A 19,035-nucleotide genomic window follows, 5' to 3' on the forward strand; every position below is an offset into this window, starting at 1 on the left:
TTCTCGTCGAAACGCATGGACCGGGCACCCCGGGTTGTGCCCGGCCCCCACCCAGGGTTCACCCCTACTCCCCCGCACCGAAGATCGTCTCGGGGTCGGACGACGCCGAGGGGCCTCCGTTGCTTGGATGGCTGCCATGAGTGCTCCTGCCGCCGCAGCCGCGGCCCCCTCCCTGACCGGCGCCCGGCCGCGCTGGCAGTTCCTCGACTCGCTGCGCGGGTTCGCCGTGCTCGGCATCCTGCTGGTCAACGCGGTGGACATCACGCGCCTCGGCATGGCCCGCGTGATGGAGGGCGGCGCACCGATCCAGGACCCGGTGCTCGACGCGCTCTACCTCACCGTCCAGACCCGGTTCGTGCCGATCTTCGTCTTCCTGTTCGGCATCAGCCTCTGGATCGTGCTCGACGGCGCCCGGGCCCGCTCGGCCCGGCCGGCGCTCGTGCTGGTGCGGCGCCTCGTCGCGCTGTCGGTCATCGGCGGGCTGCTGATGCTCGTCTACCCGGGCAACGTGCTCATCGAGTACGGGATCGTGGGCCTGCTGATGCTGCCCGTCGTCGCGTTCCTGCCGCGCTGGGTGACGCTGGCCGGCGGCGCGGTGCTGACCGTCGTGGCCTACGCGGCCTTCGGCGGCGGGCTGCCGTCGGTGCCCGGGCTGATCCTGCTCGGCGCGGGCGCGGCGGCGTACGGCCTGCCGCGCGCCCTGGAGTCCTCGGGCAGGACGGTCGCGATCGTGTTCGCGAGCGCCGCCGTGCTGACGGGCCCGGCCCTGTTCTGGCAGCTCACGACGTCGAGCGGCGACCCTCGGTTCTCGACGGCGGGCTCGGTCGCGGGCCTGGTCATGGCCGTGTTCTACACCACGGGCCTGGCGCTGCTGTGGCGCACCCCCGCACGCCGCGCGATCGCGGCCTTCTTCGAGCCGCTGGGCCGGATGGCGCTGACCAACTACGTGGGCGCGGCGGTCGTGGTGGCGCTGGTCGCGCAGGTCGTGGACTTCGGGCACACGACCAGCGCGGCGCCCGTCGTGGCCCTCGCCCTGGGGCTCATCGTGGTGCAGTCGGTGCTGAGCCGGCTCTGGCTGAAGCACTTCGTGTACGGCCCGGTCGAGTGGCTGTGGCGGACGGCGACGTGGCTGCGTCCGGCGGCGATGCGACGTCGGGCCCGCGTCGTCGAGCCGGCTCCCGCAACCGAAGCCTCGTAGGCAAAAACCTAAAGGGTGTAGGCTGGGCCTCATGGCCCGCACCACCCTGACCCCTGGCTCGGTGATCGCCGAGGCGGCGGCGCTGGCCGACGAGAGCGGACTGGACACGGTCACGCTCTCGGCGGTCGCCCGGCGTCTCGGCGTCGCCACGCCCAGCCTGTACTCGCACGTCCGCGACCACGCCGCCCTCCTGGACGGCGTGCACGCGCTCGCCCTGGGCGACCTGGCCGCCCGCGTGGCCGAGGCAGTAGCCGGCCGGTCCGGCCGGCCCGCCCTCGAAGGGCTGGCCGAGGCCCACCGGTCGTTCGCCCGCGAGGCGCCCGGCCGGTGGCAGGCGCTCCAGCGCCGGGCCGGCCCCGCCGTCGTCGCGTCCGACGCCGCCCGGTCGGTCGTCGCGCTCACCGACGCCGTGCTGCGGGGCTACGACATCCCGCCGGGCGAACGCGTCCACGTGACCCGCCTGCTCGGCAGCACGATCAACGGGTTCCTCGCGCTGGAGCGCACCGGCAGCTTCGACCACAGCGAGCCCGCGCCCGACGTGTCCTGGGCCCGGACGATCGGCGCGCTCGACACCCTCCTGCGCGCCTGGCCCACCGAGCCGGCGAACCCCACCACATGAACGACAAGAACGAGGAGCACACCATGCTCAGCACCCCGCTCACCCCTGCCTTCGTGCACGGGGCCGCCGAGATCGAGACCACGGAGCGCGGCCTGCGCCCGCACCGCCTGCCGCAGTGGGCGCGCACGCAGTTCCCTGACCCGCACCTGCTCATGATGGAGGCGCAGCCCTCCGGCGTCCGCCTGGAGCTGACGACGGCCGCGCGGACCGTCGCGGTCGTGACCCACCCGTCGCGGCTCGCCTACCGCGGCGCGGACCGTCCGCGGGGCAGCGTCGACCTGGTGGTCGACGGCGTCCCCGTGGCGAGCAGCCCGCTCGACGGCGGCGACGTCGTGCTGGCCGACCTGCAGACCGGCGCCACCGAGTTCCTGCCGGGCTCCGCGCACACGACGACGTTCGACGGCCTGCCCGCCGGCGAGAAGCGGGTCGAGGTCTGGCTGCCGCACAACGAGTCCGTCGAGCTGATCGAGCTGCGCACCGACGAGCCGGTCGCCCCCGTGGAGCAGGACCGCCCCGTGTGGCTGCACCACGGCAGCTCGATCAGCCACGGCTCGAACGCGAGCACGCCGACCCAGATCTGGCCCGCGGTCGCCGCGCGCCTGGGCGACGTCAGCCTGCGCAACCTCGGGCTCGGCGGCAACGCGCTCGTCGACCCGTTCGTCGCCCGCACGATCCGGGACGCCCCCGCCGACGTGATCAGCGTCAAGCTCGGCATCAACGTCGTCAACCTCGACGGGATGCGGCTGCGCACCTTCGTGCCGGCCGTGCACGGCTTCCTCGACACCATCCGCGACGGGCACCCGACCACGCCGCTCCTGCTGGTCTCGCCGATCTTCTGCGGCATCCACGAGGACACGCCCGGCCCGGGCGCCGTCGACCCCGAGAGCCTCGGCACCGACCAGGTGCGGTTCGTCGCCACGGGCCGCAGCGAGGAGCAGCAGCAGGGCAAGCTCACGCTGCGCGTCATCCGCGACGCGCTCGCGTCCGTCGTCGAGCACCGGGCCGACGACGTGAACCTGCACTACCTGGACGGCACCGCGCTGTACGGGGCGGACGACGCCGTCGACCACCCCCTGCCCGACGCGCTGCACCCCGACACCGCGACCCACCGGATCATCGGCGAGCGGTTCGCGGCGCACGCCTTCAGCGGGACGGGGCCGTTCGGCCGGACGACGGCGCGGGGAACCGCACGGCGGTGACGAACCGCCCGTCCTCGACCCGGGCGGTCAGCTCGCCGCCGTCGTCCGCCACCCGGCGGCCGAGGGCGGCGAGCCCGCGCAGCTCCGGCGGGCCGTCGTCGGCCGCGCCGTCGTTGACGACCGTGATGCCGCCCTCGGCGAGCTCGATGCGCACCAGCGTGGCGCGCGAGTGCCGCAGGATGTTCGTCGTCGTCTCCCGCAGCACCTGCGCCGAGAGGTCGATCGCCCGGGCGCCGACCTCGCCGCGGCGGTCGACCCGCACCCGCATGCCCGCCGCCTCCATGAGGTTGCGCGCGTTCTCCAGCTCCGCGGACAGGTTGAGCTTGCGCTGCCCGTAGGCGAGCTCCTTGGTCTGCGCGATGGTGTCGCCCACCAGCGTGTACATCTCGCGCAGCTCCTGCTCCACGCGCTCCGTGTCGGTGCGCACCAGCTTCTGGGCCAGCGCGATCTTCAGCTTGACCACGTGCAGGGTGTGGCCCTGGATGTCGTGCAGGTCGCTCGCGAACCGCATCCGCTCCCGGACGACCGCCAGCTCCGCGTCGCGCTCGCGGGCCTCCTCCAGCTCGGCCATGACGTCGTAGAACCCCTTGTTGGGGAACATCAGGCCGATCAGCACCACGGTGATCCCGGTGGGGATGACGACGTTCGCGAGCAGCTCGTCCACGCCGGGATCGGCGGCGCGGGCCATGCCCAGCGCGCCGACCGCCGCCACGTAGACGGCGATCCCGACGGCCAGCACGGCGCGGTGGCGCGGCAGCTGCGCGACGCTCAGGCCGGCCACGACGGCGAGCGCGTAGTAGGCGGCCTGCGGGTCGCCGTCGATCACCAGCACCCCGTAGGGCCAGACGGCGCCCGCGACCAGGAGGCACGGCAGCGCGACGCGGTTGATCTCGCCGACCGTCCATCGCTCGAAGGCCACGACCACCGCGACGACCCCGAGCCCCAGGACGACGACGTCCAGCGGCGTCTGCGCCTGGCGGATCAGCATGAACACGCCGACCGCGATCAGCAGCGGCAGCATCATCGAGAGGTTGAGCGCGCGGAACCGCCGCCGCGAGACCCGGGTGGCGGCGGGCGACCAGGGGGCCGCCGGGAGCCGCCCCGGGCGAGCAGATCCAGCGTTCATGGAGGTGGGTCTTCTCGTCGATCGACAGTGGCCCTCCCAGTATGGTCGCCGCACGACGGCGCAGCAGTGACGCTGCGTCATACGTTCCGCCCCGGGATGTCATGCCGCGGACCTGACGCCAGCACACTGTTGTGCGGCCGCGGAACACGGTGTTCTTGGGGGCATGACGACAACCCCCGCCATCGACATCGACCGGCTGAACGTCACCTACGGTGACTTCCACGCCGTCAAGGACCTCTCGTTCCAGGTGGAGCAGGGCGAGCTGTACGCGCTGCTGGGCACCAACGGGGCGGGGAAGACCTCGACGCTGGAGGTCGTCGAGGGACACCGCAAGGCCTCGTCGGGCACGGTGCGCGTGCTCGGCAAGGACCCCTCCGACCGCCGCGCCGTGCGTCCCCGGATGGGGATCATGCTCCAGGAGAGCGGCTTCTCCCCCGACCTCACCGTCGCCGAGTCGGTCCGGCTCATCGGCAAGCTCAGCGGACGCACCGACACGGTCGACCGCGTGCTGGGCATCGTCGACCTGACCCGCAAGGCCGACACCCGCGTCTCCCAGCTCTCCGGCGGCGAGAAGCGGCGGCTCGACTTCTCCACCGCCGTGTACGGGCGGCCCGAGCTCGTCTTCCTGGACGAGCCGACGACCGGCCTGGACATCCAGTCCCGCGACGCGCTGTGGGACGCCGTCGACCAGCTCCGCGAGGACGGGTCCACGGTCGTGCTGACCACGCACTACCTGGAGGAGGCGCAGCAGCGCGCCGACCGCATCGGCCTGATGCACAACGGCACGTTCCGCCACGAGGGCACGGTCGCCGAGCTGACCCGCACCCTGCCGGCGGCCATCCGGTTCTCGCTCCCGGCGGGCTCCCCCGCGCCGCTGCTGCAGGCCGCGCCGCTGGCCGACGGGTCCTACCAGATCGAGACCTTCGACCTGCAGACCGACCTCAAGCAGCTCCTCGACTGGGCGCACGCGCACTCGGTCGACCTGGTCGGCCTGTCCGCCGCACCGACCCGGCTCGACGACGTGTTCCGCGCCATCGAGGCCGACCCCGTCGCGGCCGCCTGAACCACGGCCACCCGAACCCCCACCACCCCGCATCGCAGAACGGACACCACCGCAATGCTCTCCATCGCACGCAGCGAGCTGATCCAGATCTTCCGCAACCGTGCCGTGCTGATCACCAGCCTGATCATGCCCGTGGCCGCCAGCATCTTCTTCATCCGGTTCCGGGAGACGTTCGAGCAGATCGGCAGCCTCGGCTACATCGGGGCCGTCATCGTCTTCACCATCGCGGCGTTCAGCCTCTACGCCACGACCGTGACCACCCTGGCCGCCCGCCGCCAGGACCTCTTCCTCAAGCGCCTGCGCTCCACGGCCGCCGCCGACGCGTCCATCCTGACGGGCCTGGTGCTGCCGATCAGCGTCATCTCGGCGGCCCAGGTGGGCCTGATCCTCGCCGTGTTCGCCGGGCTGAGCGGCGGCCCCGCCGACATCCCGCTGCTGATGCTGGGCGTCGTCGCGACGTTCGTCATGATGCTCGCCCTGGGGCTGGCGACCGCCGGGATCACCAACTCCCCGGAGCACGCCCAGGTCACCTCGCTGCCCCTGAGCCTCGGGGTCGTCGCCGTGACGAGCTGGGTCGGGATCACCGGCACCACGGAGCTCACGCTGCTCAAGCGGCTGCTGCCCGGCGGCGCGGCCACGGAGCTGATCGTGAACGCCTGGAACGGCGGCGTGCCGCTGGCCGACTCGCTGTTCCTCCTCGCCCCGACCCTCGGCTGGGTCGTCGTCGCGGTCACGCTCGCCCTGCGGATGTTCCGCTGGGAGCCGCGGCGCTGAGGCCCTGCCTCCGGGCGGTCGCCCGCGCACGACGGCGCCGCGCCGTCCGCTCCCTGGGGTGGGGCGGGCGGCGCGGCGCTCTGTCTTCTCCTGCCGACGGCGTGTCGCCGGCAGCGGTCAGCTCACCTTGCGGCGGTACCGGGCGATCGCCAGGGCGTAGGCGAGCACGAGGATGCCGACCAGCCAGCCGAGCGCGACCCAGATGTCGTTGCCGACGGGCTGCTGGGCGAACAGGGCCCGGATGGTGTCGACGATCGACGTCACCGGCTGGTTCTCCGCGAACCAGGCGACCGGGCCCGGCATCGTCTCGGTGGGCACGAAGGCCGAGCTGATGAACGGCAGGAAGATCAGCGGGTAGCTGAAGGCGCTCGCGCCGTCGACCGTCTTGGCCGAGAGCCCGGCGATCACGGCGAGCCAGGTCAGGGCGAGGGTGAACAGGGCCAGGATGCCGGCCACGGCGAGCCAGTCGAGCAGCGAGGCGCCGGTGCGGAAGCCCATCAGCAGCGCGACGCCGATGACGACCGCCACCGAGATCAGGTTCGCCACGACGGACGTGAGCACGTGCGCCCACAGCACGCTGGAGCGCGCGATCGGCATGGACTGGAAGCGCTCGAAGATGCCGCCCTGCATGTCCAGGAACAGCCGGTAGGCCGTGTAGGCGATGCCGGACGCGATGGTGATGAGCAGGATGCCGGGCAGCATGTAGTTGACGTACGACTCGCCGCTGCCGGTGTTGATGGCGCCGCCCAGCACGTAGACGAACAGCAGCATCAGGGCGATCGGCGTGACGGCCGTGGTGATGATCGTGTCGGGGCTGCGCAGGATGTGGCGCAGGGAGCGCCCGGTGAGCACACCGGTGTCGCCCAGGACGTGGGAGGTCATCGGGATTCCTTTCCTGCGGCGGCGCCGCTGGTCGTGCCGGGGGTCTCGTTCGTGGGGGTGCCGTTCTCGCCGACGAGGGTGAGGAAGACGTCCTCGAGGGAGGGCTGCTTCTCCACGTACTCGACCTTCGCGGGCGGCAGGAGCGCCTTGAGCTCGGCCAGCGTGCCGTTCTGGATGATCGTGCCCTGGTGCAGGATCGCGATCCGGTCGGCGAGCTGCTCGGCCTCGTCGAGGTACTGCGTGGTCAGGAGCACGGTGGTGCCGCCCTGTGCGAGCTGCTTGACGGTCTGCCACACCTCGATCCGGGCCTGGGGGTCCAGGCCGGTGGTGGGCTCGTCGAGGAAGATGATCGGCGGGTCGCCGATCAGGCTCATCGCGATGTCGAGCCGGCGGCGCATGCCGCCGGAGTACGTGCCTGCGCGGCGTCCGCCGGCGTCGGTCAGCGAGAAGCGGGCCAGCAGGTCGTCGGCGACGGCGCCCGGGTCGGGCAGGTGCCGCAGCCTCGCCACGAGCACGAGGTTCTCCCGGCCGGTGAGGATCTCGTCGACCGCGGCGAACTGCCCGGTCAGGCTGATGGACTCGCGCACGTCGCCGGGGTTTACGGCGACGTCGTGGCCGTGCACGGTGGCGGTGCCGGCGTCGGCCCGGAGCAGCGTCGACAGGATGCGCACGAGCGTGGTCTTGCCCGCGCCGTTGGAGCCGAGCAGGGCGAAGATGCTGCCCGCGGCGACGTCGAGGTCGACGCCACGCAGCACGTGCAGCTCCTTGAACGACTTCTCGATGCCGCGCACCTGGATGGCGGGGGCGAGCGCCTGGTCGGTGGTCATGTCCGGTTCTCCTTCTCTGGGGTCGGGTAGGCGTCAGGGACGGCGGACGACGACGTCGCCATAGCCGGTGCTGGCGTGGATCTCGGCGGTCGACTCGTTCTCGACCGGGCCCTCGGTGGGGGTCAGGTGGTTGCGGACGCTGCCGTGCTCGGACGAGACGTCGAGGTACGCGGCGACGCCCTCGGGCACACCGATCTCGATGCCGCCGTAAGAGTTGGTGAGCGTGGCGCTGCCGGACTCCAGGTTGTTGACCCGGATGCCCGCGTGGGCGGACTTGGCGGTGAGCGTGCCGTGCAGCCGGCTCACGGTGATGTCGGCGTGCGCGCCGTGCACCTGGAGGGTGCCGGTCACGGAGCCGACCGTGGTGGCGCCGTTGCTGGCGCGGATCGTCATGTCGCCCGCGACCTCGTCGACGCGCACGGAGCCGGCGCTCACCTTGATCTCGCCGGGGCCCGTGGTCCGGCGCACGGAGACCGCGCCGGCGGAGACCTTGAGGTTGACGCGGTCGACGTCGTCCAGGGTCACGTTGCCGGACGACAGCGTCATGTCGACGGACGCGAGGGCGCCCTCGGCGTACAGCGAGCCGGTCTTGCCGCGCAGCTCGGACCCGGCGGGCAGCTCGACCGTGATGTCGGCGGTGCCGGCCGCGAACGGCAGCACGTACTGCTTCCACGAGTTCGGGTAGGTGATCGTGACGGCGTCGCCGTCACGCTCGACGCGGATCTCCTCGGCGGCGCGCACGCTGCCGGACTTCTTGTCGGTGGGCAGCACGGTGACGACGACGTCGTCCCGCTCGCCCGCGACGACGTGCAGGTTGCCGAACGGCACGTCGACGACGACGGGAACGGGGTGGGGGGCGGGGAAAGTGGGCATGGCAAGGCTCCAAGGATGAGGTCGGGCGCTGCTGGTGCAGTCTGTGGTGTCGGTGTGGTGTCACGTGTCCGGGCGAGTGGTGCCGCGGCGCGAGGTCGCGCGAGCGGTCAGCGCACCCAGCCCGTCACGCGGCTGTTGACGCGCTGGTCGGGGCCGGGCGGTGCGGCCGGGCGGCCGGCGGGCCGCTCGATCGCGGCGGCGACCGCCCGCACCAGCCAGGTGTTGACCGAGACGCCGTCGCGGGCGGCGGCCGTCTCGGCCTGCGTCTTGAGGTGGTCCGGCAGGCGGAGCGTGGTACGGGTGGTGGCGTTCGCCTCACCGTCCACGGGGCCCGACGCCGGTGCGGTGGCCTGCGCGGACGCCGCGGCGGCCGGTTCCGCCGCCGGGGCGGGAGCGGCGGGGACGGTGACGACGAACTCCGGGGAGCCGCCGCGCAGCCGCACGTCGACCGAGCCCGGGGCGAGCTCGGCGGAGATCTCCCCCGCCGCGTCGGACAGGGCGTTGAGCAGGACGAGGCGCGCGGCGGCGTCGAGCGGGGCGGTCAGCCGGCTCGCGAGCTCGCGGGCGTCGTCACCGCCGGCGGCTGCGGCCGTGGCGAGCTGGCGCTGCAGCTCCTCGGCGTATCGGTTCAGGTCCATGGCACCAGCATGGCACCACTGTGGTGTCACCGCAAGTGGTTTGGCGCCACCAGATGACACCAGTTTGACGCCGCGGTGTCTCCGCAGGTCCCGGCGGTGCCCCGGCTCAGCGCGCCAGCCGCTCCACGACCGCGCCGTAGAGCCACGGCAGCCGCGCGGCGGCGGGCACGATGGCGCCCCGCGCCGGGCTCGACGCCCACGCGACCAGGCCCGTGGTGAGCGCGCGGTAGTCGCGCGTCGCGGTGCGCCACGCCCGCTCGTACGCGGCGGCGTCGCCCAGGTGCCGGACGGCGGCGTCGGCCTGGGCCAGGCCCACGCGCACCCCCTCCCCCGTGAGGGCGTCGACGTAGCCCGACGCGTCGCCCACGAGCCGCACCCGGCCGGCCGTGCGGCGCAGCGACCGGCACCGCAGCGGGCCCGCGCCGAGCAGCGGCCCGGCCTCCGCGTCGCCCAGCCGGGCGGCGAGCTCCGGGAACTGCGTGCGCAGCAGGGTGTCGAACCCCGCCCCGGACACCGTGCGGGGCGCGAGCAGCGCCACCCCGACGACGTCGGCGGCCACCGGCGTCACGTAGGCCTCGGCGTGCGGCGACCAGTGCACCTCGACGAGGTCGGTCCACGGCGCGACCAGGAAGTGCCGGCGCAGGCCGAACCGGCTGCGCGACGGCCGGTCGCCGCCCCGTCCGGGGCGCACGTCGAGCCCCGCCAGCCGGCGGACCGTGGAGTGCAGGCCGTCGCACCCGAGCACCCAGCGGGCCCGCAGCGTCTCGGGGTGCCGGGCGGCGTCCCGGCTCCCGGGCACCAGCTCGACGTCGACCCCTTCGGCGTCCTGCCGCAGGGCCGTGACCCGGCCGTGGGCGAGGTCGGCGCCGACGTCGGCCGCGCGCGCCCGCAGGGCCGCGTGCAGCGCGGTGCGCCGCACGCCGCGGCCGGGCCCGGCCACGAACCTGTGGTCGGCGTGCCGCCCGGGCGCCCGGTAGCTGATCCCCGTGAGCGGCTGACCCGGTGGGTCGGCGCCGAGGTCCCGCACGGCCCGCAGCGCACCCGGGAGCAGGCCCTCGCCGCAGGCCTTGTCGAGGGTGCCCGCCCGCCGGTCGAGGACCAGCACGTCGAGCCCGGCGGCCCGCGCGCGGGTCGCCGCCGCCAGGCCCACCGGTCCGGCGCCCACGACCAGGACGTCCGTGTCCGTGGCGCGCCCGCCCATCCGGCTCACCGGGTCCCGGGCACGGCCTGACGGAGCGCACGCTCCTCGGCCGGGATGCGGAACCGCGCCAGAAGGACCGCGTTCAGCACGGTGAACACGAGCGCCGTCACCCAGCAGGAGTGCACCAGCGGGAGCGCGATCCCCTCGACCACCACCGCCACGTAGTTGGGGTGGCGGAACCACCGGTAGGGGCCGCCGGAGACCAGCGGCAGCCCCGGCACCACGATGATGCGGGTGTTCCACCGGTGGCCCAGGGTGGTCACGCACCACCAGCGCAGGGCCTGGCTCGCGAGCACGAGCGCGAGCATGGGCCAGCCGAGCCAGGGCAGGAACGGGCGGTCGGCGAGCACCGCCTCGGCGACGCACGCCACCAGCAGCCCGGTGTGCAGGGCCACCATCGCCGGGAAGTGCCCCCGGCCGGACTCGACGCCGCCGCGCTCGAACGACCACCGGGCGTTCCGCGCGGAGACCACCAGCTCGGCGAGGCGCTCGACCCCGGTGGCGGCCACGAGGGCGATGTAGAACCCGAGCACGTCAGCTTCCTTCCAGCCGCAACAGCACCAGCTCGCACGAGACACCCGGGCCGAACGCCATGAGCACGGCCGGCGCACCGGCCGGGGCGCCGGAGCCGTCGAGGGTCCGGGCCAGCACGTCGAGCACGGACACCGACGACAGGTTGCCCGCGCCCGCGAGGCTCGCCCGGCTCTCGCGGACGTCGTCCTCGGCCAGGCCGAGGGCGTCCCGCACGGCGTCGATCACGCGCGGCCCGCCCGCGTGCACCACCCAGGCCGGCACGTCGGCCGGCGTCAGGCCGTGCTCGGCGAGCAGTCCCTTCACGTCCGCGAGCAGGTGCGCGCCCAGCAGGTCCGGCAGGTCGGCGGAGAGCACGATCGCGAACCCCGTGTCGCGCACCTCCCAGCCCAGCGCGTCGGTGGTGCCGGGGTACAGCGCCGAGCGGGTGTCGACCACCCGGGCGGTGCGCCGCGCGCGCCCGGGGCCGGCGGCGTCCGCCCGCGCCAGCGGGTGGTCGGCGCCCGCGACGACCACGGCCGCCGCGCCGTCCCCGAACAGCCCCGACGCCACCATGTTGGCCGCGGAGTCGTCGCCGTGCTGCAGGGTCAGGGAGCACAGCTCGACCGCGACCAGCAGCGACACGTCGCCCGGGTGGCCCAGCAGGTGGTCGTGCACGCGCCCCAGCCCGCCGGCGCCGCCCGCGCAGCCCAGGCCGAACGACGGCGTGCGGCGCACGTCCCCGCGCAGGCCGAGCCGCTCGGACAGCAGCACGTCCAGCGACGGCGCCGCCACGCCCGTCACCGACGTCGCGAACACGTGGTCCACCTCGCCCGGCTCGACCCCGGCCGCGGCCAGCGCCCGCCGGCACGCCTCCTCGGCCAGCAGCGTGCCCTCCCGCACGAAGACGGCGTTGGTGGCGCCCATCGACTGCAGGCCCGCGTACTCCTCCAGCGGGAGCACCAGGTGCCGCTCGTCCACCCCGGCGCTCCGGTGCAGCCGCCGCAGCACCGCGGCCCGGGCCGGGTCGCGTGCGACCAGCGGCGCCACGGCCGCGGTGATCGTCTCCTGGGCGTACGAGTGGCGAGGCAGGACCGCCTCGACCGACAGGACACGCGACATGTCAGCATCGTGACCCACGAAACGCCCACCCGCGCGGGGAGGACCCACCAGGACTAGCGTGCCGCCCATGACGACCGGCCCCGACGCACGCCGCCTGGCCCGCGGGCTCGTGCTCGCGAGCCACGCCGCCCCGGCCCTCGTCGTGACCGCCCTGGCCTGCGCGCTCTCCGCGGCGCTCGGCTCCGGCGCGGCCGTCGTCACGCTGGTCACGGTGGCCGTCGGCACCGGCCAGCTCTCCGTCGGCTGGTCCAACGACTGGATCGACGCGCCCCGCGACCTGGCCGTGCACCGTGCCGACAAACCCGTGGTGGCGGGCCTCGTCACCCCGCGGGTGCTGCGCGGCGCGGCGTTCGGGGCGCTGGCCGTCTGCGTCGTCGCCTCGCTGGCCGTCGGCGTCGTCGCGGGGGCCGCCCACCTCGTCGCGGTGGCCGGGGCGTGGGCGTACAACGCGCGGCTCAAGTCGACCGCCTGGTCCTGGCTGCCCTACGCGCTGTCGTTCGGGCTGCTCGCGGTCTTCGTCGTGCTCGCGGCACCCGGCCCGCGCGTCCCGGCCGTCTGGGCGGTCGCGGCGGCCGCGCTGCTCGGCACGGGCGCGCACGTCGCCAACACGCTGCCCGACCTGGAGGACGACGCCGCCACCGGCGTCCGGGGCCTGCCCCACCGGCTCGGCCGCCGGGCGTCCGGCGTGCTGGCGCCCGCGCTCCTGACGGTCGCGGTCGCCGTCGTCGTCGCCGGACCCGCCGGTCCCCCGACGCCCGCGGCCTGGGTCGGCGGCGCCGTCGCGGTGGTCCTGGCTGTCGCGGCCGGCGTCGTGTCCGTGGCCCGGCCGCGGAGCAGGGCGCCGTTCGGCCTGAGCATGGGCGTCGCGGTGGTGTGCGTGGTGCTGCTGGGCCTGTCCGCCGGAGACTTCGCCGTCGTTCCGGGGGCGTGAGAAGCCCGGGCGCCGAGACCGCTCGGCGCCCGGGCCGCCCGTGCAGCCCGATCCTCAGATCTCGCTCAGCCGCGGCACGACGTCCTCGACCAGCCTGGTCGCCCACGGGACCGGGTTCTCGTACGGCGTCGGCATCAGGGCGACGAGCGAGATGCCCAACTTCGCGTACCGCTCCATGTCCTTGAGGAACGCGTCGGGGTCGGTGTTCTCGGCGCCCTGGTAGAGCATCGTCTTCTCGATCGCGTCGTAGTCGGCGCCCAGGCGGTCGCAGTGCTCGCGCAGCACGTCCAGCTTGTGCGCGACCGTCTCCAACGCCTCGTCGCCGGGCGCGCCGAACAGGTTGCACGCCTGGCCGTACTGCGCCACGAGCCGCAGCGTCTTCTTCTCGCCGCCGCCCCCGATCATCACGGGCACGGTGCCGCGCGGCGGCTGCGGCAGGTTGATCGTCTCCGCGAGCTGGTAGTGCTTGCCCTCGAAGGCGCCGTCGTTCTCCGACCACATCTGGCGGCAGACCTGGAGCGTCTCCTCCAGGCGCTCGAAGCGCTCCGCCGTCGGCGGGAACGGGACGCCCAGGCCCACGTGCTCGCGGTCGTACCAGGCCGCCCCGATGCCGAGCATGCCGCGGCCGCGCGAGAGCACGTCCAGCGTGGAGACGGTCTTGGCCAGGAGGCCCGGGTGCCGGTAGGTGACGCCCGTGACCAGCAGGCTCAGCCGGACGTTCTTGGTCACGCCGGCGAGGTAGCCCAGCGAGGTGTACCCCTCCAGCATCGGCTCGTACGGCCCGCCGGCGTTGAGCATCTGGAACCAGTGGTCCATCACGGTGAAGAGGTTGACGCCGCCCTCGTCGGCGACCTGCGCGGTCTCGGTGAGGCGGTCGGCCAGGGTGGTCTCCCACTCCGGGTGGGTGAACGTGAAGTAGTGCAGCCCAAGATCCATGACTCGACACTAGCATCGCTTGTCATGCTCTGACATGGTCGTCGGGTCCTGACAGACGGGTCCGGACCAGTCAAGATCGGGACCGGGTGAGGTTCGCGCCCCGCGTGGTGGCCGCCCCGGGCCGGGCGTTGACTGGAGCCGCGGGGGCACCAGCGACGGCGCGAGCCGAGGAGCACAGCAATGAGCGACACCGCCGACGTCCCGCCCGAGGTCCTGACCGCCGTCGGCGCCAAGCACCGCGCCCTGTGGGCGCTCGGCGACTACCCGGCGGTCGCCACGGAGGTGATCCCGGAGCTGGGCCCGGCGCTGGTCGAGGCCGCAGGCGTCGAGCCCGGCGACCGCGTGCTCGACGTCGGGGCGGGCTCCGGCAACGCCGCCATCCCCGCCGCACTCGCGGGGGCCCGCGTCGTCGCGTCCGACCTCACGCCCGAGCTGTTCGACGCCGGGCGGATCGCCGCGGCGGCCAGCGGCGCCGACCTCACGTGGGCCGAGGGCGACGCGCACGCGCTGCCCTACGACGACGGCGCGTTCGACATCGTGCTGTCCTGCGTCGGCGTCATGTTCGCGCCGTTCCACCAGCGGGCCGCGGACGAGCTGGTCCGCGTGACGCGCCCCGGCGGCACGATCGGGCTGGCCTCCTGGACGCCGTCGGGGTTCATCGGGCAGATGTTCGCCGCGATGAGGCCGTACGCCCCCGCTCCCCCGCCCGGCGCGCAGCCCCCGCCGCTGTGGGGCGACGAGGAGCACGTGCGCGCGCTGTTCGGCGACCAGGTCACCGACGTGCACGCCGAGGTGCGGGGGCTGCCTGTGACCCGGTTCGCCACGGGCCGGGAGTTCCGCGAGTTCTTCAAGGCCGTGTACGGCCCGACCATCGCGGTCTATCGCAACGTCGAGGGCGACACCGCCCGCACCACGGAGCTCGACGGCGCCCTCCTGGACCTGGCCGCGCGGTTCCAGCGCGTCGACGGCGCCATGGACTGGGAGTATCTGCTGTTCACGGCGCGGCGGGCCTGACCCGTCACGCCCGGGAGCGCGACAGCAGCCAGATGAAGTACGGCGCCCCGAGCAGTGCGACGGCCAGGCCGGCCGGGAGCTGGGCCGGGGCGATGACGGTCCGTCCGAGGGTGTCGGCCAGGCCCAGGAGCACGGCGCCCAGCAGCATCGCGACCGGCAGCACGCGCGCGTGCCGGCCGCCCACCAGGGCGCGCGCGGCGTGCGGCGCGACCAGGCCGACGAACCCCACGACGCCGACGGCGGTCACGCTCGTGGCCGCGAGCACGGCCGCCACGGCGAGCACGATCAGCCGGCTGCGCTCCAGCCGGACGCCCACGAGGCGCGGGGTGTCGTCGTCGAGCGCGAGCAGGTCCAGCTCGCGCCGCACGACGACGGCGAGCGGCACCGCGAGCGCCAGCGTCACCAGGACGGGCAGCACCTGCTCGAAGCTGCGCCCGTAGGTGGTGCCGGACAGCCAGGTGTAGATGCGCGGCGTGTTCCAGGGGTCGGAACGCAGCAGCAGGAAGGTGGTCAGGGCGGTGGTCAGGTAGCCGAGGCCGATACCGATCAGCACGAGCCGGTCGGCGTGCAGGCCGCCGCGCCAGGCGAGCAGGTAGACGGCGGCGAAGGCGAGCAGGCCGCCGATGACGGCGGCGACGAGCATGGCGCCGTTGCTCGCGGCGATCCCGTTGCCCCAGGCGGTCCCGGCCACGGCGGTGACGACGATGACGGCGCCGAGGCCCGCGCCGCCGGTGATGCCGAGGATGGCGGGCTCGGCGAGCGGGTTGCGGGCCGTGGCCTGCACCATCGTCCCGGCCAGGGCCAGGGCCGCCCCGGCGACGACGGCGGCCAGCACGCGTGGCGCGCGCTCGTCGAGCGCGAACCGGACGATGGCCGGCCCCTGGTCGTTCAGCCAGAGGGCGATGTCGCCGGTGCGCAGCCAGGTGGACCCGGCGAGCAGGCCGAGCAGGGCGACCCCGACCGCGAGGGCGGCGCACACGGTGAGCACCAGGACGAAGCGGCGCGTGCTGCGGGGTCCGGTGCCCGCGGCCGGGGGCCGGCGGGACGGTCCGGCGTCGCGCAGGCGCCGGGCGAGCAGCACCATGATGACGGCGCCGGCGAGCGTCGTCGCGACGCCGGTGGGGACGGCGAGCGCCTCCTCGGCGCCGAGCAGGGCGCGGATGACGGCGTCGGCGAGCACCACGACGAGCGCGCCGAGCAGGCCGGAGGCGGGCAGCAGGATGGCGTGCCGGTGCAGCGCGGGGACCACGCGGGCCAGGAGCCGGGCGACGACGGGCGCGGCGAGGCCGACGAACCCGAGGGGTCCGGCCAGCGTCACGGCGGCCGCGGTGAGCAGCACCGCGAGCAGCACGCCGACGGTGCGGGTCGAGCGGACGGGTACGCCGAGCGCCCCGGCGGTGTCGTCGCCGAGGCCGAGCACGTCCAGGCGCCGGGAGACGAGCAGGCCGCCGAGGGTGGCGAGCAGGATGACGGGCAGCGCCCGCCAGAACGCCGTGAGGTTGAGCTGGCTCAGGGAGCCGCTGCCCCACGCGAACAGCCCGGTGGTCTCGGTCTGGAAGAGGATGAGCAGCGCCGAGGTGGCGGCCTGGAGCGCGAGCGCGACGGCGGAGCCCGCGAGCACGAGGCGCGTGGACGACGACCCGGCGCCGCCGGCCAGCCCGAGCACGAGCCCGGCGGCGGCGATGCCGCCCGAGAAGGCCACGGCGCCGGAGGCCCACAGGGGCACGGTGAGCCCGAACGCGGCCACGACGACGACCGCGAGGTAGGAGCCCGCCGTCACGGCGAGCGTGTCCGGCGAGGCCAGCGCGTTGCGGGCGATCGACTGGAACAGGGCCCCGGCGACGCCGAGGGCGAACCCGACGGCCACGCCCGCCGCGAGGCGCGGCAGGCGTGAGCCGACGAGGATGTCGCGGACCGCCGACGAGTCGCCGGTGTCCTGCCCGGTGAGCAGGCGCAGCAGGTCGCCGAGCCCGACGCCGGACGTGCCCTGCGTCAGGTGCCAGGCACCGACGACGAGCACGGCCAGAGCGAGCGCCACCAGGGCGGCCCCGCCGGTCGCCCAGGTGACGGGGCGGGAGGCGGGGGCCTGGGGCAGGGTGTCCGCCGTGGCCGGCGACTGCGTGGCGGTCATGGCGTCAGTTCGTGAACACGTCGACGTACGCGTCGACGATCTTCTCGGCCGAGCGGGGGCCGCCGAACGTCCAGGTGTGCTCCGGGAACGCGTGCGCGCGGTCCTCGGTGACGGCGGGCAGGTTGGCCCAGACGTCGTTCTTGGTGAGCTCGGTGGTCCAGTCGTCCTCGCCCTCCTTGGTGCCCGTGTACAGCAGGGTCGCGTCGCCGACGTCGGTCATGCCCTCGATGTCGGACTGGCCCAGGCCGTAGGCGGGGTCGACCTCGCCGGTCCAGGCGTTGGTCAGGCCCAGCTCCTCGCCGAGCTCGCCGACCAGCGAGCCCTGGCCGAACGGGCGGATGGAGACGTTGCCGCCGTCGACCCAGCCGTCGAAGTACACGAAGTCGGTGGTCTCCGGGGCGGCCTCGGTGACCTGCGCCCTGGCGTCGGCCAGGTGCTGCTCGAACTCGTCGGTGACGACGGCCGCGCGCTCGGTGCGGCCGGTGGCCTGCGCGATGATGTCGAAGGTGTCGAGCATGGTCGCGATCGGGTCGGCGGCGTCGGCGCCCTTGGTGGCGAGCACCGGCACGTCGTAGGCCTCGAGCTTGGCGATGATCTCGTCGTCGGGCGTGTAGGCCTCGATGATGACCAGGTCGGGGTCCGTCGCGTACAGGGCGTCGAGGTTCGGCTCGCCGCGCGTGCCGACGTCGGCCACGCCCTCAGGCAGCTCCTCGGCGTCGTTCCAGGTGGTGTAGCCCGCGACGTCGGCCACGGCGACCGGGGCGACGCACAGGCTGAGCACGTCCTCGACCTGCTGCCACTCCAGCACCGCGACCCGCTCGGCCGGCTTGTCGAGCTCGACCGTGCGGTCGAACGAGTCGGTCACCGTGACGGGCTCGGTCGACGTCGTGACGTCGGCGCAGTCGCCCGAGGCGGCGCCGGTGGGCGCGGACGACGCGGCCGCGCCGGGGTCGGTGGTGCCGCACGCGGACAGCGCGAGCGGCAGGATCAGCGCGGCGCCGGCCAGGGTCGCCTTGATACGGGGGGACATGGGTCTCCTCAGGTTAGTGACATGTTCAGAGGTCAGCGGGTCCGGCCGTGGTGACGGCCGCGCGGGTGCACGCGCACCCGGCCGGTGTCGGGGTCGGTGCTGACGTCGATCGGCAGGCCGTAGGCCAGCGAGAGGTGCTCGGCGGTGAGCACCTGCGCGGGCGGGCCGGCCGCGAGCACGCGGCCCTGGTGCAGCAGCACGACGGCGTCGGCGACCGACGCGGCGTGGTCCAGGTCGTGCAGCACGATGCCGACGGCGGTGCCGTGCTCCTCGGCGAGGTCGCGCACGAGGTCGAGCGTCTCGACCTGGTAGCGCAGGTCGAGGTGGTTGGTGGGTTCGTCCAGCAGCACGACGCCGGTCTCCTGCGCCAGGCAGGTGGCCAGCGAGACGCGCTGCACCTCGCCGCCGGAGAGCTGGTCGACGCCGCGGCGGGCCATGGCGGTCACGCCGGTGATGTCCATGGCGCGGTCGATCGCGGCGTGGTCGGCGTCGGTCAGCGGGGCGAACCGGCGGCGGTGCGGGTGCCGGCCGAAGGCGACGACGTCGCGCACCTCCAGCCCGGCGGGGTGCGGGCGGGACTGGGCGAGCAGCGTGACCTGGCGGGCGAACTCGCGTGCCGACAGCGGCGCCACGTCGACGGCGTCGTCGGGCGTGGCCCCGAGGCTGACGGTGCCCTGCTGCACCGGGTGCAGCCGTGCCAGCGAGCGCAGCACGGTCGACTTGCCGGACCCGTTGGGGCCGACGAGCGCGGTCACGACGCCCGGCGGCAGGTGCACGGCGACACCGTGCACCACGGTGGTGCGCTGATAACCCAGCACGAGGTCGTCACCACGGAGGGCGGTTGGGGCGGTCACGAGAGGTAAGCCTAACCTTATGTCCGGAGTGCTCCGGTGGCTGTCTCATTCCTCACCCGCTGCCCCACGGGCCGGTCGATGTCGGACTGTCCACGTACCCTGGTCGG

19 protein-coding genes are annotated in these 19,035 nt (G+C 74.3%); 7 read left to right on the forward strand and 12 right to left on the reverse strand.

Annotated features, from left to right (window positions below):
- Nucleotides 1-136: 136 nt before the first annotated feature.
- The 3 genes from FHX71_RS12500 to FHX71_RS12510 are packed head-to-tail and all read left to right on the forward strand — an operon-like array spanning nucleotide 137 to nucleotide 3,016.
- Entirely contained in the window at nucleotides 137-1,198 is a 1,062-nt protein-coding gene (locus tag FHX71_RS12500) for a DUF418 domain-containing protein (RefSeq protein ID WP_182616669.1), read from the forward strand.
- A 31-nt stretch (nucleotides 1,199-1,229) separates the two neighbouring features.
- Complete coding sequence (locus FHX71_RS12505) at nucleotides 1,230-1,817, forward strand: TetR/AcrR family transcriptional regulator (RefSeq protein WP_182616671.1); 588 nt, start codon at nucleotides 1,230-1,232, stop codon at nucleotides 1,815-1,817.
- On the forward strand, nucleotides 1,814-3,016 hold the full coding sequence (locus tag FHX71_RS12510) for a GDSL-type esterase/lipase family protein (protein ID WP_246402544.1): 1,203 nt from the start codon (nucleotides 1,814-1,816) through the stop codon (nucleotides 3,014-3,016). The genes FHX71_RS12505 and FHX71_RS12510 overlap by 4 nt, the downstream gene beginning before the upstream one ends.
- Here the strand turns inward: FHX71_RS12510 and FHX71_RS12515 are convergent.
- Nucleotides 2,961-4,142 (reverse strand): sensor histidine kinase, encoded by a 1,182-nt coding sequence (locus tag FHX71_RS12515; protein WP_182616673.1) that lies wholly within the window; start codon nucleotides 4,140-4,142, stop codon nucleotides 2,961-2,963. The two genes, FHX71_RS12510 and FHX71_RS12515, sit on opposite strands and share 56 nt — an antisense overlap.
- A gap of 163 nt (nucleotides 4,143-4,305) precedes the next feature.
- Between FHX71_RS12515 and FHX71_RS12520 the strand changes: the two genes are divergently transcribed.
- Together FHX71_RS12520 and FHX71_RS12525 are read left to right on the forward strand one after the other, a co-directional pair.
- A complete protein-coding gene (locus FHX71_RS12520; protein WP_182616676.1) occupies nucleotides 4,306-5,205 on the forward strand; it encodes an ABC transporter ATP-binding protein in 900 nt (299 codons plus the stop codon).
- A gap of 54 nt (nucleotides 5,206-5,259) precedes the next feature.
- Complete coding sequence (locus FHX71_RS12525; protein ID WP_182616678.1) at nucleotides 5,260-5,979, forward strand: ABC transporter permease; 720 nt, start codon at nucleotides 5,260-5,262, stop codon at nucleotides 5,977-5,979.
- A 117-nt stretch (nucleotides 5,980-6,096) separates the two neighbouring features.
- Here the strand turns inward: FHX71_RS12525 and FHX71_RS12530 are convergent, their stop codons facing one another.
- The 7 genes from FHX71_RS12530 to FHX71_RS12560 all read right to left on the reverse strand — a co-directional run bounded on the left by FHX71_RS12530 (nucleotide 6,097) and on the right by FHX71_RS12560 (nucleotide 12,032).
- The gene (locus tag FHX71_RS12530; protein ID WP_182616680.1) at nucleotides 6,097-6,861 is read right to left on the reverse strand and encodes an ABC transporter permease; all 765 of its coding nucleotides are present in this window, start codon (nucleotides 6,859-6,861) and stop codon (nucleotides 6,097-6,099) included.
- Nucleotides 6,858-7,688, reverse strand: a complete 831-nt coding sequence (locus FHX71_RS12535) for an ABC transporter ATP-binding protein (RefSeq protein WP_182616682.1) — start codon at nucleotides 7,686-7,688, stop codon at nucleotides 6,858-6,860. Before FHX71_RS12535 ends, FHX71_RS12530 begins: the two co-directional genes overlap by 4 nt.
- 33 nt (nucleotides 7,689-7,721) lie before the next feature.
- Nucleotides 7,722-8,561, reverse strand: coding sequence for a DUF4097 family beta strand repeat-containing protein (locus FHX71_RS12540; RefSeq protein ID WP_182616685.1), 840 nt, complete (start codon nucleotides 8,559-8,561; stop codon nucleotides 7,722-7,724).
- A gap of 107 nt (nucleotides 8,562-8,668) precedes the next feature.
- Entirely contained in the window at nucleotides 8,669-9,199 is a 531-nt protein-coding gene (locus FHX71_RS12545; protein ID WP_182616687.1) for a YlcI/YnfO family protein, read from the reverse strand.
- 106 nt (nucleotides 9,200-9,305) lie between these two features.
- Nucleotides 9,306-10,400, reverse strand: a complete 1,095-nt coding sequence (locus tag FHX71_RS12550) for an NAD(P)/FAD-dependent oxidoreductase (RefSeq protein WP_182616689.1) — start codon at nucleotides 10,398-10,400, stop codon at nucleotides 9,306-9,308.
- Nucleotides 10,401-10,405: 5 nt separating this feature from the next.
- Nucleotides 10,406-10,933: an isoprenylcysteine carboxyl methyltransferase family protein gene (locus tag FHX71_RS12555; protein ID WP_182616691.1), complete on the reverse strand. Its 528-nt coding sequence runs from the start codon at nucleotides 10,931-10,933 to the stop codon at nucleotides 10,406-10,408.
- Between the two features lies 1 nt (nucleotide 10,934).
- Nucleotides 10,935-12,032 carry a type III polyketide synthase gene (locus FHX71_RS12560; RefSeq protein WP_182616693.1) on the reverse strand — a complete coding sequence of 366 codons (1,098 nt, stop codon included), beginning with the start codon at nucleotides 12,030-12,032 and terminating at the stop codon, nucleotides 10,935-10,937.
- A gap of 67 nt (nucleotides 12,033-12,099) precedes the next feature.
- On the opposite strand from FHX71_RS12560, the gene FHX71_RS12565 reads away from it, so the two are divergent.
- Nucleotides 12,100-12,963 carry a UbiA family prenyltransferase gene (locus FHX71_RS12565; RefSeq protein ID WP_182616695.1) on the forward strand — a complete coding sequence of 288 codons (864 nt, stop codon included), beginning with the start codon at nucleotides 12,100-12,102 and terminating at the stop codon, nucleotides 12,961-12,963.
- A 54-nt stretch (nucleotides 12,964-13,017) separates the two neighbouring features.
- Here FHX71_RS12565 and FHX71_RS12570 read toward each other — a convergent pair whose 3' ends face one another.
- Nucleotides 13,018-13,899 (reverse strand): LLM class F420-dependent oxidoreductase, encoded by an 882-nt coding sequence (locus tag FHX71_RS12570; RefSeq protein WP_182616697.1) that lies wholly within the window; start codon nucleotides 13,897-13,899, stop codon nucleotides 13,018-13,020.
- Between the two features lie 180 nt (nucleotides 13,900-14,079).
- Here FHX71_RS12570 and FHX71_RS12575 point away from each other — a divergent pair, with 180 nt between their 5' ends.
- A complete protein-coding gene (locus tag FHX71_RS12575; protein ID WP_182616699.1) occupies nucleotides 14,080-14,913 on the forward strand; it encodes a class I SAM-dependent methyltransferase in 834 nt (277 codons plus the stop codon).
- A 4-nt stretch (nucleotides 14,914-14,917) separates the two neighbouring features.
- On the opposite strand, the gene FHX71_RS12580 is transcribed toward FHX71_RS12575, so the two are convergent.
- From FHX71_RS12580 to FHX71_RS12590, 3 genes are read right to left on the reverse strand one after another with little or no spacing between them, the layout of a single operon-like run.
- Nucleotides 14,918-17,044: an iron ABC transporter permease gene (locus tag FHX71_RS12580; RefSeq protein WP_182616701.1), complete on the reverse strand. Its 2,127-nt coding sequence runs from the start codon at nucleotides 17,042-17,044 to the stop codon at nucleotides 14,918-14,920.
- A gap of 4 nt (nucleotides 17,045-17,048) precedes the next feature.
- Nucleotides 17,049-18,074: an ABC transporter substrate-binding protein gene (locus FHX71_RS12585; RefSeq protein WP_182616703.1), complete on the reverse strand. Its 1,026-nt coding sequence runs from the start codon at nucleotides 18,072-18,074 to the stop codon at nucleotides 17,049-17,051.
- A 32-nt stretch (nucleotides 18,075-18,106) separates the two neighbouring features.
- Nucleotides 18,107-18,928 (reverse strand): ABC transporter ATP-binding protein, encoded by an 822-nt coding sequence (locus FHX71_RS12590; protein ID WP_182616705.1) that lies wholly within the window; start codon nucleotides 18,926-18,928, stop codon nucleotides 18,107-18,109.
- Between the last annotated feature and the right edge of the window lie 107 nt (nucleotides 18,929-19,035).

This window comes from Promicromonospora sukumoe, from assembly GCF_014137995.1.
GTDB classification, from domain to species: domain Bacteria; phylum Actinomycetota; class Actinomycetes; order Actinomycetales; family Cellulomonadaceae; genus Promicromonospora; species Promicromonospora sukumoe.